13 protein-coding genes are annotated in these 12,016 nt (G+C 73.7%); 7 read left to right on the forward strand and 6 right to left on the reverse strand.

What is annotated here, in order from left to right; genetic code table 11:
- Positions 1–106: 106 nt before the first annotated feature.
- Complete coding sequence (locus tag GT358_RS01985; RefSeq protein ID WP_166580879.1) at positions 107–577, reverse strand: peptidase S1; 471 nt, start codon at positions 575–577, stop codon at positions 107–109.
- 98 nt (positions 578–675) lie between these two features.
- Positions 676–1,527 (reverse strand): ATP-grasp fold amidoligase family protein, encoded by an 852-nt coding sequence (locus GT358_RS01990; RefSeq protein WP_166580880.1) that lies wholly within the window; start codon positions 1,525–1,527, stop codon positions 676–678.
- Positions 1,528–1,754: 227 nt separating this feature from the next.
- On the opposite strand from GT358_RS01990, the gene GT358_RS01995 reads away from it, so the two are divergent.
- Positions 1,755–2,999 (forward strand): acyl-CoA dehydrogenase, encoded by a 1,245-nt coding sequence (locus GT358_RS01995; RefSeq protein WP_166580881.1) that lies wholly within the window; start codon positions 1,755–1,757, stop codon positions 2,997–2,999.
- Between the two features lie 118 nt (positions 3,000–3,117).
- Positions 3,118–4,071, forward strand: a complete 954-nt coding sequence (locus GT358_RS02000; protein WP_166580882.1) for a hypothetical protein — start codon at positions 3,118–3,120, stop codon at positions 4,069–4,071.
- A gap of 3 nt (positions 4,072–4,074) precedes the next feature.
- Here the strand turns inward: GT358_RS02000 and GT358_RS02005 are convergent, their stop codons facing one another.
- Entirely contained in the window at positions 4,075–4,686 is a 612-nt protein-coding gene (locus GT358_RS02005) for a hypothetical protein (RefSeq protein WP_166580883.1), read from the reverse strand.
- Positions 4,687–4,776: 90 nt separating this feature from the next.
- On the opposite strand from GT358_RS02005, the gene pyrC reads away from it, so the two are divergent.
- Both pyrC and GT358_RS02015 read left to right on the forward strand, forming a co-directional pair.
- Positions 4,777–5,823 (forward strand): dihydroorotase, encoded by a 1,047-nt coding sequence (pyrC, locus tag GT358_RS02010; RefSeq protein WP_166580884.1) that lies wholly within the window; start codon positions 4,777–4,779, stop codon positions 5,821–5,823.
- Complete coding sequence (locus GT358_RS02015; RefSeq protein ID WP_166580885.1) at positions 5,820–6,473, forward strand: orotate phosphoribosyltransferase; 654 nt, start codon at positions 5,820–5,822, stop codon at positions 6,471–6,473. The genes pyrC and GT358_RS02015 overlap by 4 nt, the downstream gene beginning before the upstream one ends.
- A 354-nt stretch (positions 6,474–6,827) precedes the next feature.
- On the opposite strand, the gene GT358_RS02020 is transcribed toward GT358_RS02015, so the two are convergent.
- Positions 6,828–7,328: a GNAT family N-acetyltransferase gene (locus GT358_RS02020; RefSeq protein ID WP_166580886.1), complete on the reverse strand. Its 501-nt coding sequence runs from the start codon at positions 7,326–7,328 to the stop codon at positions 6,828–6,830.
- Between the two features lie 127 nt (positions 7,329–7,455).
- On the opposite strand from GT358_RS02020, the gene GT358_RS02025 reads away from it, so the two are divergent.
- From GT358_RS02025 to GT358_RS02035, 3 genes are all read left to right on the forward strand, one after another.
- The gene (locus GT358_RS02025; protein WP_166580887.1) at positions 7,456–8,061 is read left to right on the forward strand and encodes a flavin reductase family protein; all 606 of its coding nucleotides are present in this window, start codon (positions 7,456–7,458) and stop codon (positions 8,059–8,061) included.
- Between the two features lie 86 nt (positions 8,062–8,147).
- Entirely contained in the window at positions 8,148–9,008 is an 861-nt protein-coding gene (gene mtnP, locus GT358_RS02030) for an S-methyl-5'-thioadenosine phosphorylase (protein WP_166580888.1), read from the forward strand.
- A complete protein-coding gene (locus GT358_RS02035) occupies positions 9,005–9,697 on the forward strand; it encodes a DUF2927 domain-containing protein (RefSeq protein WP_166580889.1) in 693 nt (230 codons plus the stop codon). Before mtnP ends, GT358_RS02035 begins: the two co-directional genes overlap by 4 nt.
- Here GT358_RS02035 and GT358_RS02040 read toward each other — a convergent pair.
- The gene (locus tag GT358_RS02040) at positions 9,694–11,136 is read right to left on the reverse strand and encodes an FAD-binding oxidoreductase (protein ID WP_166580890.1); all 1,443 of its coding nucleotides are present in this window, start codon (positions 11,134–11,136) and stop codon (positions 9,694–9,696) included. The genes GT358_RS02035 and GT358_RS02040 overlap by 4 nt on opposite strands.
- Before the next feature lie 49 nt (positions 11,137–11,185).
- Positions 11,186–11,986, reverse strand: coding sequence for an MBL fold metallo-hydrolase (locus tag GT358_RS02045; protein WP_166580891.1), 801 nt, complete (start codon positions 11,984–11,986; stop codon positions 11,186–11,188).
- Positions 11,987–12,016 lie beyond the last annotated feature (30 nt).

The raw sequence follows: 12,016 nt of genomic DNA on the forward strand, positions 1-12,016 counted from the left end.
CCTTGGCGCAGCCGCAAAGCTGCGCCGTCAACGCATGGGGCGCGATCTGGTTTCCCCCCTGCCCGCTAGGCAATAGCGGAAGGGGCGAAACCCCTTGCAGATCCCCTTAGTAAGGCAGTTCCGTGATGATGAGCTGCGCCGGGTTGCGGCGCGAGCCGTCATAGCTGCCGATCCAGATGTCGTAGAGCCCCTGCTGCGGGTTCACGAACGTCACCGCCGGATTGGTGCCGCGGTAATCGTCGTTGTAGTGCCAGGACCCGTCCGGCGCGTTGACGAGCAGCACCGCATCCGCCCCCGAGACCACCGCGATGGTGAGCTGCGACGAGGCGCCCGACCAGTAGAGGTCGAAATCGGGCCGCGTGGTGACGAACCCGGCCCAGCCCGTGCCCCCGCAGCCTTGGATGCTCGTGGTCCCCCCGGCGGTCACGTTGCGCACATAGGGGTCGGGGACGAACCCCGCGGCCAGCTGGATCTGCCCGAAATGCGGCGCGCCGCGCCAGTCGGGGCAGGCCAGGCCCGGCGTGGCGGCCACGGCGATCGCGGCCGCCAGGCCGGCCGCCGGAAGACGGAGCGTCATCGGTGTCCTCCCTCCCTCGGACCCCGCCCTCCCCGACGGGTTGTCCCGGCGTCAGCCTGCGCCTCTCTCACGTTTCCGTCAACCGGCGATCCAGCCGTTCAGTCCCAGTCCGGCGCATGGTCCATGATCGCGCACATCAGGCGGTCCCCGAAGGGCGTGAACCCCTGCCCGGCATTGGGATAGGACGTGAACTCGCCGAGGACCGGCCCCCGGGGGCTCAGGAAGAAGTCGAGCCGGTAGAAGGCCCGCAGGTCGGCCGACAGCGTCTCGGCCGCCGCCACCAGCGCCTCGAGCCCCGGCGGACGCGGATAGTCGGGTCCCGGCTCGACATTGGTGGTGATCCGCTCGCGCACGAATTCCCACTCGCGCGTGAAGAACGAGGCCGTGCGCCCCCGCCAGCCCCGGCTGCGGTCCACGACCATGATGAGATGGACCCGCCCGCCCGCGGTGAACATCTTGAAGTCGCGCGGCACGGCATAGGCCGGGTCGCAATCGGCGACCATCCTCTCGATCACCACGGTGGTGCGCGGCTTGGACAGGATGTCGTCGCGGTCCCAGACCTGGCGGACATGACGCCCCAGCCGCCCGCGCGGCACCGCCTCGCCCGACATCAGGTCGCGGACCCCGTCGAACAGCACGACGCCGCGGCAATAGGAATTGTTGGAGGGCTTGATGGCGATGCGGTCGGGCAGCATGGTCCAGGGCACGTCCTGCAGCCGCGGCGCCTCGAGGATGAGACCGGGCAGCGCCACGCCCATCGACTCGACATAGCGGCGCATCGCGACCTTGTGGACCAGCGAGGCCAGGAACAGCCGCCGCGCCTGTCGGGCGGGGTCGGGATGCGGGTTCCGCCCGTGATACCATTGCGCCAGGCGGCGCTCCATCCGCTCGCGGAACTCCCAGCGGATCTCGGCTTCAGGGTCGGCAACGGGAAGGGAGCCCTCGAACATGACAGATCATCCGGCAGAACACTCGCACACCGGGGCGCACCCTAGGGCGGGTCGCGCGCGCCGGCAGCACCGCCGAGGGCCGGGCATCCTTGTTCCATCCCGTTGTGGCCGCTGCGTCACGGACGACCCGTCCGCCCGTCCCCCGGACCGGCCCGGACCGGCGCGTCCTGCGGCCCCGTTGCCGCCCCCCTCCCGCACCGGTAGACTCGGGCCGACCGGAGGATGCCATGAACCAGACCCCCCGCCATCTCGCCCCCGCCCCGTCCGCAGCGGAGGACGGGCACGGCCCCGGCCTCGCCGCCTTCGACTGGGCCGACCCGCTCCGGCTCGAGGACGCGCTCTCCGAGGAGGAGCGGATGCTGCGCGACGGCGCGGCCGCCTTTGCCGCCGACCGTCTCGCCCCCCGCCTGCGCGAAGCCTGGGCGACCGAGACCACGGACCCCGCCATCTTCGCCGAGATGGGCGAGGCCGGCCTTCTCGGCATCACCATCCCCGAGGAGCATGGCGGGCTGGGCGCGGGCTATGTCGCCTACGGCCTCGTCGCGCGCGAGGTGGAGCGGGTGGATTCGGGCTTCCGCTCCATGATGTCGGTTCAGTCGTCCCTCGTGATGTATCCGATCCACGCCTACGGCTCGGAGGCCCAGCGCGCGCGCTTCCTGCCCCGTCTGGCGCGCGGCGAGGCGATCGGCTGCTTCGGCCTGACCGAACCCGATGCGGGGTCCGACCCCGGCGGGATGCGCACCCGCGCGCGCCCGGTGGACGGCGGCTATGTGCTCGACGGGGTCAAGACCTGGATCTCGAACAGCCCCATCGCCGACGTCTTCGTGGTCTGGGCCAAGTCCGAGGCGCATGACGGCAGGATCCGCGGCTTCGTGCTCGAGAAGGGCACGCCCGGCCTCTCCGCGCCCCGGATCGACGGCAAGCTCTCCTTGCGCGCCTCCGTGACGGGACAGATCGTCCTCGACGGCGTGGAAGTGGGCGAGGACGCGCTCCTGCCGGGCGTCGAGGGGCTCAAGGGTCCCTTCGGCTGCCTCAACCGCGCGCGCTACGGCATCGCCTGGGGCGTGATGGGCGCGGCCGAATCCTGCTGGCACGCCGCGCGGCAATACGGGCTGGAGCGGCGGCAGTTCGGCCGCCCCCTCGCCGCGACCCAGCTCTTCCAGAAGAAGCTCGCCGACATGCAGACCGAGATCGCGCTGGGCCTTCAGGGCGCGCTCGCGCTCGGGCGCCTGCTGGAGGCGGGGCGCGCCTCGCCCGAGGCGATCAGCCTGATGAAGCGCAACAATTGCGGCAAGGCGCTCGCCATCGCGCGCGAGGCGCGCGACATGCTGGGCGGCAACGGAATCTCGGATGCCTTCCCCATCATGCGCCACATGATCAACCTCGAGACCGTCAACACCTACGAGGGAACCCACGACATCCACGCGCTGATCCTCGGGCGCGCGCAGACGGGGCTTCAGGCCTTCGGCTGAACGCTGCCGGCCCGGACGGGCCGGGGCCGGGAAAAGGCCCGGCCTCCTCCCCGCTTCCGCCGCAATGCGCGCCCAGGATGCCCCCATCACGCCCCAGCCCCGCGCCAGCGAGCCCGCCATGCCCAGCGAGACCCCGCTCGACCTTCTGGACCTCGACCTGTCGGACCTCTCGGAGGAGGACTGGCTCGCCCGGCTGGACTCGCTCGGCGACGAGCACGGCTATTTCGAGCGTCTGGGGCCGCATCATGCCGCGCTGTTCATCGATGCCGGCCGGACGCTCCTTGTCACCTTCGAGACGGTGGAGGGCGCGCGCCGCGCCCCGGGGGCCGCGCCCCGGGGCCTCGAGCACGTGACGCGCAACGGCTGGTCGCTTCTGGCGGTCTTCTCCCACGGCGAGACGTGGTTCCGCGATCCGGCCGTGTGGGGCACCTTCGACCGGCTCACCGATGACGGCTTCTTCGAGGATTTCGACCGCGTCCTGTTCACCGGGGCGGGTCCCGCGGGCTATGCGGCCGCCGCCTTCTCCGTGGCCGCGCCGGGCGCGCGGGTGCTGGCGCTGCGCCCCTACGCGACGCTCGACCCCTCCGTGGCCGGCTGGGACCGCCGCCATCTGCGCGACCGGCGCCGCGACTTCACCTCGCGCTACGGCTATGCGCCCGAGATGATCGACGCGGCCGATCGCGTGTTCGTGCTGCACGATCCCAACTACGCGCCGGACGCGATGCATGCGGCGCTCTTCCACAAGGCGCATGTGCTCACCTTCCGCTGCCCGCTCGCCGGCGTCCGCATCGAGGCGATGCTCGACCAGATGGGCGTGACGCCGCAGCTCGTGGACCTCGCCATGGAGGGGCGGCTCGACCGGCTGGCCTTTGCCCGCCTCTGGCGGGCCCGGCGGGCGCACCTGCCCTACCTGCGCGGCCTGCTCAAGCGGCTGGAGGCGGACGGCCGGCGGCGGCTTGCCGCGCGGGTCTGCCGGCACGGCCTCGCCACCCGCGACCGCCCCCTGTTCGAGCGCAAGCTCCTCGAATGGGGCGAACCCGTGCCCGCTCCGCCGACCGAGGCGGCCGAGTAGCCCCTACTTGCCGGCCCGCGTCAGCGCCACCGGGGTCTTGGCGTTGACCTCGCCCCCGTCGAACTGGCTCGTCAGCACCAGCCCCGCCCCCAGCTCGGGCAGATAGGCATAGCGCAGCGTCAGGCCCCCGTCCTTGCCCCAGTCGTAGCGGATCGCAGTGTCCAGAACCGCATAGGTGCAGCCCGACAGGACCAGGGGCGCGCCCTCCTCGAACCGGACGCGGACGGTCTCGCGCCGCTCGCTGCCGTCGGGGAAGACGTTGACCGTCTCGCCCTCCCAGACGAGGCCCGCCGCCGGTTCGGGCAGGCTGCGCGGGTCGGAAGGAAACTCCACCCGCAGCCCGGTCCCGTCCAGCCGCCGCCCGGCCTCGTCCAGCATGTATTCCTCGAAATAGTAGATGCCCCGCGCCGCATGGAGCCGCATCGGCACCGAACCGTCGGCATAGGTCTCGTCCACGGTCACCGCCCCGTCCGCGGTCCGCTGCAGGCGCACCTCGTCGCCGTTGTCGTAGCTGACGAGGACGCCGCGCCCCAGATCGCGCGCACCCAGACATTCCGCCCCGACGGGCATGGCGCCCAGCAGCGCCGGCAGGAGGACGGGCAGGACGGCGCGCATCGGAACTCTCCTCGGCTCGGACGGCGCCATCATGACCCGTCCGGGCGGGTCTGCCTAGAACCGATCACGCCGCCGTGCTAAGGCGCCCCCATGCCCGACCGCCTCCTCCTGCGCCGGCCCGACGACTGGCACCTCCACCTGCGCGACGGCGCCATGATGCAGGCGGTGCTGCCCCATTCGGCGGCCCGGTTCGGCCGGGCGCTCGTGATGCCCAACCTCGTGCCCCCGGTCCGCACCGCCGCCGACGCCCGGGCCTACCGCCAGCGCATCCTGGCCGCGCTGCCGCACGACACGCGCTTTGCGCCCTTCATGACGCTCTATCTCACGGAGGACACCGACCCCGACGAGGTGGCCCTCGCCCATGCCTCGGGCGCGGCGCTCGCCGTCAAGCTCTACCCGGCCGGGGCCACCACGAACTCCCATGCGGGCGTGCGCGATCTCGACGCCGTCCGCCCCGTCCTCGAACGCATGGCCGAGATCGGGATGCCGCTCTGCATCCACGGCGAGGCGACCGACCCCGACGTGGACATCTTCGACCGCGAGGCGGTGTTCATCGACCGCGTCCTGCGCCCGCTGCGCCGGCGCGTGCCCGACCTGCGCATCGTGCTCGAGCATGTCACCACGCAGGACGGCGTGGACTTCGTGCGCGACACGCCGCGCCACCTCGCCGCCACGATCACGGCCCACCATCTCGTGCTCAACCGCAACGCGCTGCTCGCAGGCGGCATCCGGCCGCATCTCTACTGCAACCCCGTGGCCAAGCGCGAACGCCACCGCCTCGCCCTTGTCGAGGCCGCGGTCTCCGGCGACCGGCGGTTCTTCCTCGGCACCGATTCGGCGCCTCACCCCGATTCGGCCAAGCTCTCGCCCTGCGGCTGCGCCGGTCTCTTCACCGCGCCCGTCGCCCTCTCCGTCTGCGCCGCCATCTTCGAGGCCGCGCGCCAGCTTCCCCGGCTCGAGGCCTTCGTGTCGCTCAACGGCGCCGCCTTCTACGGCATGGCGCCCTCCGCCGACCGCATCGCGCTGGTGCGCGGCGAGGCATGGTCCCCCCCCGCCGCCATCCCCTGCGGAGAGGATCGCGTGACCGTGTTCGACCCCGGCTTTCCCCTCCACTGGCGCGTCGAGGAGAGCGCATGAGCCCCGATCCCTCCCGTCTGGCCGCCGCCCTCCTGCTCGAGGCCGGCGCCGTCGCCTTCGATCCCGGGACGGGCTTCGTCCATGCCTCGGGCCGGCGCGCGCCCACCTATGTCGATTGCCGCCGGCCCATCGGCTTTCCCCGCATCCGCGCGGCGCTGGCCGACCTGCTCGCGCGGCGCCTGCTCGAACGGGCGGGGGCGGAGGCGTTCGACGTGATCGCAGGCGGCGAGACGGCGGGCATCCCCTATGCCGCCCTGCTCGCCGACCGGCTGGCGCTGCCCATGGCCTATGTCCGCAAGACGGCCAAGGGCCACGGCCGCATGGCCCGGATCGAGGGGCGCCTGCGGCCCGGCGACCGCGTGCTCCTCGTCGAGGACCTCGCCACCGACGGCGGCTCCAAGCTCTCCTTCGTCGAGGCGATCCGCGAGGCGGGGGGCGAATGCCGCCACGCGGCCGTGGTGTTCGCCTACGGGATCTTTCCCGCCCTCGAGGATCGCCTGTCCGCCGCCGGCGTTGCCCTGCACGCCCTCTGCACCTGGCGCGACGTGCTCGAGGAGGCACGCGCGCGCAGGGCCTTCGAGCCTGCCACGCTGGAGGCGCTCGCCGCCTATCTCGCGGACCCGGAGGGCTGGGCGCCCGCCGCCGGCTGATTTCCCCTCGCCGCAGCGCGGCGCAACACCACCGCGCGGTGGTGTAACGCTTCGTTAACCTCTCCGTGGCAGGGTGCCCCCACGCGCCCGATCCTTCCGTCCCGGCGGACCGGAGGGGCGGCGCGGACGACCGGGGCGGGACCTGCAACGATCAGGCGGCCGCCCGTGCTCTTTGCAGGGGTGGGGCGCCACGGACGCGCCCGAGGTTCCGCCGCATCCCACCGGGCCGCTTGGCTGCGCAGGTGCTCGTCCACGGCGCGGAGGCGGAGATCCCCGGCCGCCGCGCGTCGCAACGCGCCCGCCCCCCCCGGAGCGGCACCCTCAGGCCCCGCAGGGGGAGGACGGACCGCGCGCTCAGCCGGGCGCGCGGACCACCCGGCCCGCGACCCCATCCCACGCACCCTCGCGCAGCGCGAGGCCCAGAATGCGCTCGGGATTGGTGGGGGGCGGCATCTCCACCCCGTCGAGGCGACGGAACCCGAACCGGCGGTAATAGGGCAGATCGCCCACCAGCAGCACCCGGCTCCAGCCTTCGGCGCGCGCCCCCTCCAGGCCCCGCGCGATCAGCGCGGCCCCCAGACCCTCGCCCTGCCGGGTGGGATGCACCGCCACGGGCCCGAGCAGCAGCGCCCATTTCTTGCCCGCAGGACCGAGAATGCGCACCGGCCAGTGGCGGATCGCGCCGGCCAGCGTCCCGTCCGCCTCCCGCGCCACGAAGCAGAGCGCGGCCACGGGCGCCACGCCGTCGCGCAGCCGGTAGGAGGACAGTGCCTCGCGCCCCGGCGCGAAGCACAGGTCGAACAGGGCCTCCACGGCCTCGCCATCCGCCGGCTCCTCGCGGTCGATGCGCACCATCCCCTGCCCCCCGCCCCCTGGCGGGGCGCCCGGCGGCCCCTACCATGCGGCCCGGTCGAGTCAACGCCGTCTCCGCATCCCGGCCCGCCCGGTCCCGCGGACCGGCCGCAGCACCGGGAGAGCGCCGATGTTCTACCGTCCCGCCGAGGGTCATGGCCTGCCGCACGACCCGTTCTATGCGGTGGTCTCGCCCCGGCCGATCGGCTGGATCTCCACCCGCGGGCAGGACGGACAGGACAACCTCGCCCCCTATTCCTTCTTCAACGCCGTGGCCTCGCGCCCGCCGCAGGTCATGTTCGCCTCGAGCGGGGACAAGCCCGACCGCACCGGCACCAAGGACACGCTGGCCCTGATCCGAGAGACCGGCGCCTTCTGCGTCAACGTCGTGGGCTGGAACCAGCGCGAGGCGATGAACGCCACCTCGGCCCCCCTTCCCGCCGGCGCGGACGAATTCGCGGCCGCCGGCCTGCCCAAGGCCCCCTGCGAGACGATTCCCTGCGCCCGCGTGGCCGATGCCCCCGCCGCGCTCGAATGCCGGCTCACCGGCATCGTGCGGCTGGCGGGCCGGGCGAACTGGCTCGTGCTCGGGGCCGTGACGGGGGTGCACCTGCGCGACGACTGCCTGCGCGATGGCCGGCTCGACGTGACGCTGTTCCGCCCCGTGGCGCGGCTGGGCTACCGCGACTATGCCCATGTGGACCGGGTCTGGGAGATGCCCCGCCCCGGCGATTGAGCGCCGCCGGACCCCGCCGATCCCGTTGCGCCCGGGCGCGGGGCACGGCAGGCTCCGGCCGGGGACGGCGCAGCGGGGGTCCGGCCATGACGCATCTCGCCCTGATCGGAGGCTCTGGTCTCTACGACCTGCCGCTCGAGGACGCCGCCTGGCGCGAGGTTGACACGCCCTGGGGCCGCCCCTCGGACGCGATCCTGACGGGCCGGCTCGACGGCCTACCGGTCAGCTTCCTGCCCCGGCACGGGCGCGGCCACCGCATCGCGCCCTCCGAAATCCCCGCCCGCGCCAACATCGCCGCGCTCAAGATGCTGGGCGCCACGGACGTCCTGTCGATCTCCGCCGTGGGCTCCTTCCGCGAGGGCATGGCACCCGGCCACCTCGTCGTGGTGGACGGCACGCTCGACCGCACCTACGGCCGCCCCGCCTCCTTCTTCGGCACGGGCTGCGTCGCCCATGTCAGCCTGGCGCAACCCGTCTGTCCCCGCCTGTCGGACCTCGCCGCCCGGGCCGCCGAGGCGGCGGGGGCCACCGTCCATCGCGGCGGGACCTATCTCTGTATCGAGGGGCCGCAATTCTCCTCCCGCTTCGAATCCCGCCTCTGGCGGTCGCTCGGCTGCGACGTGGTGGGCATGACGATGCTGCCGGAGGCGCGCCTCGCGCGCGAGGCCGAGCTGTGCTATGCCACCGTGGCGATGGTCACGGACTACGATTCCTGGCACGAGGCCGAGGCTGCGGTGGACGTGGCGGCCGTGCTGGCCGTGCTCCGGGCGAATGCGGCGCGCGGACGCGACCTCGCCCTCGGTCTGCCCTCGCGCCTCGGCGCCGGGGACCATCCCTGCCCGCATCGCTGCGACCGCGCGCTGGACGGGGCGATCATCACCGCGCCCGAGGCGCGCGACCCGGACCTTGTCGCGCGGCTGCGACCCGTCGCGGGGCGCGTGCTGTGAGGGCGGCCGCGGCGCTCGCCGCAGCGGCGCTGCTGGCCGGCACCGTCTGGGCCGGTCCGGGCGATGCGGGCGGGGATTTCCTGACCACCTCCGGCAAGCTCTCGGACGAGGACTTCTACCGCCTCGTCTCCTGCCGCGCCCTGCCGGGTGGCCCCTGCACGGTGGACCCGATCCGCTGGGCGCCCGAGAAGGCGGACGACATCCGGGTGGCCCTCCTGCCGGCACCCCTCGGCTATCCGCAGGATCTCGCCCGGCGGATCTCGGTCGCGCTGGACCATGCCATCGCCGAGATCAACGCCGCCGGAGCCGCGCTGCGCCTGCGCCGCGTCGCCGGTGCGGCCGGGGCGGACGTGACCGTTCGGCTGTCCATCTCCCGCGACGGCGAGCCGATCGAGGGGACGGGCGTGCGGGGCGTGGACGGCCAGACGATCGGCGCCGCGCTCGTCACCGTCTGGTGGGACGAGGCGCTGCGCCTGACCGAGGCCGTGATCGTGATGGCCGCCGACCTGCCGCCCCCGGACGTCATCCCCGTGGTGCTCGAGGAGCTGACCCAGGCGATGGGCCTGATGACCGACATCCGCAACCCCCATTACGAGGGGCTGTCGGTCTTCTCGGAGGATTCCAACGCCGCCACCCGACTCGGACCCCAGGACCGGGCGGCGCTGCGCCGCCACTATCCGCCCCTCTAGGCGCGCAACACCGCGCCGGGATTGAGGATGCCCTTGGGGTCGAGCGCCGCCTTGACCGCCCGCATCATCCCCAGCTTCACGGGATCGCCGTAGCGCTCCAGGTCGGCGACCTTGAGGCGGCCCACCCCGTGCTCGGCCGCGACCGATCCGCCGCGGGCATGGACGAGGTCGTGGACGGCCCGCTTGACCGCCTCGCGCTGCGCCTCGTGGTCCTCGCGCCGCCCCCCGCGCGGCGGAAAGACGTTGTAGTGCAGGTTGCCGTCCCCCAGATGCCCGAAGGCGTTGACGCGGAACGGCCCCAGCGCGGCCACGGCCCGGTCCGCCTCGCGCAGGAAGGCGCCGATCTCGCCCAGGGGCACCGCAATGTCGTGCGAGGAGACGGCCCCGATGCGGCGGTTCGCCTCCGGGATGCGTTCGCGCAGCGCCCAGAGCCGCGCCGCCTGCGCCCCCGAGGCAGCGAGCACCCCGTCCGGGACCAGCCCCGCCGCCGCCGCCGCCGCAAACAGCCCCTCCATCGCCGCGCCCGGCTCCAGCCCCTCGGGCAGCCCCGCCTCCACCAGCACGCACCAGTCCGGCACCGGCGCGAGCGGACAGGCCCCGAGGCCCGTCTCCTCCAGGAAGTCCCAGCCCGCCCGCCCGATCAGCTCGAACCCCTGCACGAGGTCGCCCAGCCGCCCCTGCGCCAGCGCCAGCAGCTCGAGCGCCGCCTCGGGCGAGGGCACGGCGAGCAGCGCGGCGGCCACGGCGGCGGGCGGCATGACCAGGCGCAGCGCCGCCGCGGTGATGACCCCGAGCGTTCCTTCCGAGCCGATCAGCAGATCGCGCAGGTCGTAGCCCAGATTGTCCTTGCGCAGCCGCGTGAGCCCATGCCAGACGCGCCCCTCCGCCGTCACCGCCTCGAGCCCGAGGCACAGCGCCCGCGCATTGCCCCAGCGCAGCACCGCCGTGCCGCCCGCATTGGTGGCGAGCAGCCCCCCGATGCGCGCCGACCCCTCCGAGGCGAGCGAGAGGGGAAAGAGCCGCCCCGCCTCGCGCGCGGCCTTCTGCAAGTCGGCCAGGATGCAGCCTGCCTCGGCCACCAGCACGTTCTCGGACGGGTAGAGCGCGCGGATCCGCGCCATCCGGTCGAGCGACAGGAGCACCGGGCGCGGCGGCCCTTCCGGCATCAGCCCGCCGCCGACCAGACCCGTGCCGCCGCTGCGCGGCACCACCCCGACCCGGGCCTCGTGGCAGAGCGCGAGCAGCGTCGCCACCTCCGCGGCCGATCCGGGCGCCACCACCAGGCCCTGCCCCCGCCAGCGCCCCCGCGGTTCGGTCAGGTCCGCCTCCGTGGCCTCGCGGAAGGCCGCCGCGGGCAGTTCGGCGCGCAGGACCCGCTCGAAGGCGTCGTCGGCCGGGCACAGGCCGGCAAAGGGCTCGGAGGCGTCATCGGGGCTCATGGCTCCTGCCTGCCCCGGGAAGCGCGCCCGCGCAAGGCGGCGGCTTGCCTCAATCGCTCAGCCAGGCCGGGTCCAGCACCAGCACGGTCGGCGCCTCGGGCAGGTCGCCGCGCCGCAGCACAACCTCGGACGCGCCCGCCCGCTCCACCCGGTAGCCCGCCTCGCGCTCCATCCGGCCCAGAAAGGCCTCCAGGTTCGCCGGCCCGAACCAGTGCATCGGGATCACCACCCGCGCCCGCAGCCGCCCGAGCGTGCGCACCAGCGTCGCGTGGTCGAGCGTGAGCCCCCCGTCCACCGGCACCATGACCACGTCGATCCGGCCCAGCAGCGCGTAATCCTCCTCCGTGGGCTCGTGGTGGAGATGGCCCAGATGGCCGATGCACAGGCCCGCCGCCTCGAACACGAAGATCGAGTTGCCGTCCGCCTCCACACCCGCGCCGCGGCGGATGTCGGTGGACACGTTGCGCACCAGCATCTCGCCCAGGTCCAGCCGATGGCGCGGCGCCTCGCCTCCTTCGGGCCAGCCGCGCAGGACATGGGGGATGGCCGGGTCCGGGTTCGGGGTCCAGTGGGTCGAATGGGCGTGGTTCATCGTCACCACGTCGGGCAGGAAGGTCGTGTTGCCGAGAAACCCCGCAAAGTCCGTCACCGCCGAGACCGAGGGCGTGCGGATCAGGAACATGGCGTGATCGACGAAGCGGATCGCCACCGCATCCGCTTCGACCGGAGCCAGAGACGCGCGCCAGACCCGCTCGGGGCCTCCGGCCAGCGCGAGGCAGTGCGAGGGGATGCGCTCCTGCGCCAGCGCGGGCGCGGCGAGGCAGAGAAGGGGCAGCAGGACGGCACGCATGGGCCCCAGCCTAGCCGCCCGGGCCCGCGA

It is taken from the genome of Rubellimicrobium sp. CFH 75288 (genome assembly GCF_009904055.1).
GTDB lineage: Bacteria > Pseudomonadota > Alphaproteobacteria > Rhodobacterales > Rhodobacteraceae > Rubellimicrobium.

What these genes read in the sequence shown, in the direction of transcription:
- GT358_RS01985 (WP_166580879.1), bottom strand. Translation starts at nt 577, where the DNA reads ATGACGCTCCGTCTTCCGGCGGCCGGCCTGGCGGCCGCGATCGCCGTG.
- GT358_RS01990 (WP_166580880.1), bottom strand. Translation starts at nt 1,527, where the DNA reads ATGTTCGAGGGCTCCCTTCCCGTTGCCGACCCTGAAGCCGAGATCCGC.
- GT358_RS01995 (WP_166580881.1), top strand. Translation starts at nt 1,755, where the DNA reads ATGAACCAGACCCCCCGCCATCTCGCCCCCGCCCCGTCCGCAGCGGAG.
- GT358_RS02000 (WP_166580882.1), top strand. Translation starts at nt 3,118, where the DNA reads ATGCCCAGCGAGACCCCGCTCGACCTTCTGGACCTCGACCTGTCGGAC.
- GT358_RS02005 (WP_166580883.1), bottom strand. Translation starts at nt 4,686, where the DNA reads ATGCGCGCCGTCCTGCCCGTCCTCCTGCCGGCGCTGCTGGGCGCCATG.
- pyrC (WP_166580884.1), top strand. Translation starts at nt 4,777, where the DNA reads ATGCCCGACCGCCTCCTCCTGCGCCGGCCCGACGACTGGCACCTCCAC.
- GT358_RS02015 (WP_166580885.1), top strand. Translation starts at nt 5,820, where the DNA reads ATGAGCCCCGATCCCTCCCGTCTGGCCGCCGCCCTCCTGCTCGAGGCC.
- GT358_RS02020 (WP_166580886.1), bottom strand. Translation starts at nt 7,328, where the DNA reads ATGGTGCGCATCGACCGCGAGGAGCCGGCGGATGGCGAGGCCGTGGAG.
- GT358_RS02025 (WP_166580887.1), top strand. Translation starts at nt 7,456, where the DNA reads ATGTTCTACCGTCCCGCCGAGGGTCATGGCCTGCCGCACGACCCGTTC.
- mtnP (WP_166580888.1), top strand. Translation starts at nt 8,148, where the DNA reads ATGACGCATCTCGCCCTGATCGGAGGCTCTGGTCTCTACGACCTGCCG.
- GT358_RS02040 (WP_166580890.1), bottom strand. Translation starts at nt 11,136, where the DNA reads ATGAGCCCCGATGACGCCTCCGAGCCCTTTGCCGGCCTGTGCCCGGCC.
- GT358_RS02045 (WP_166580891.1), bottom strand. Translation starts at nt 11,986, where the DNA reads ATGCGTGCCGTCCTGCTGCCCCTTCTCTGCCTCGCCGCGCCCGCGCTG.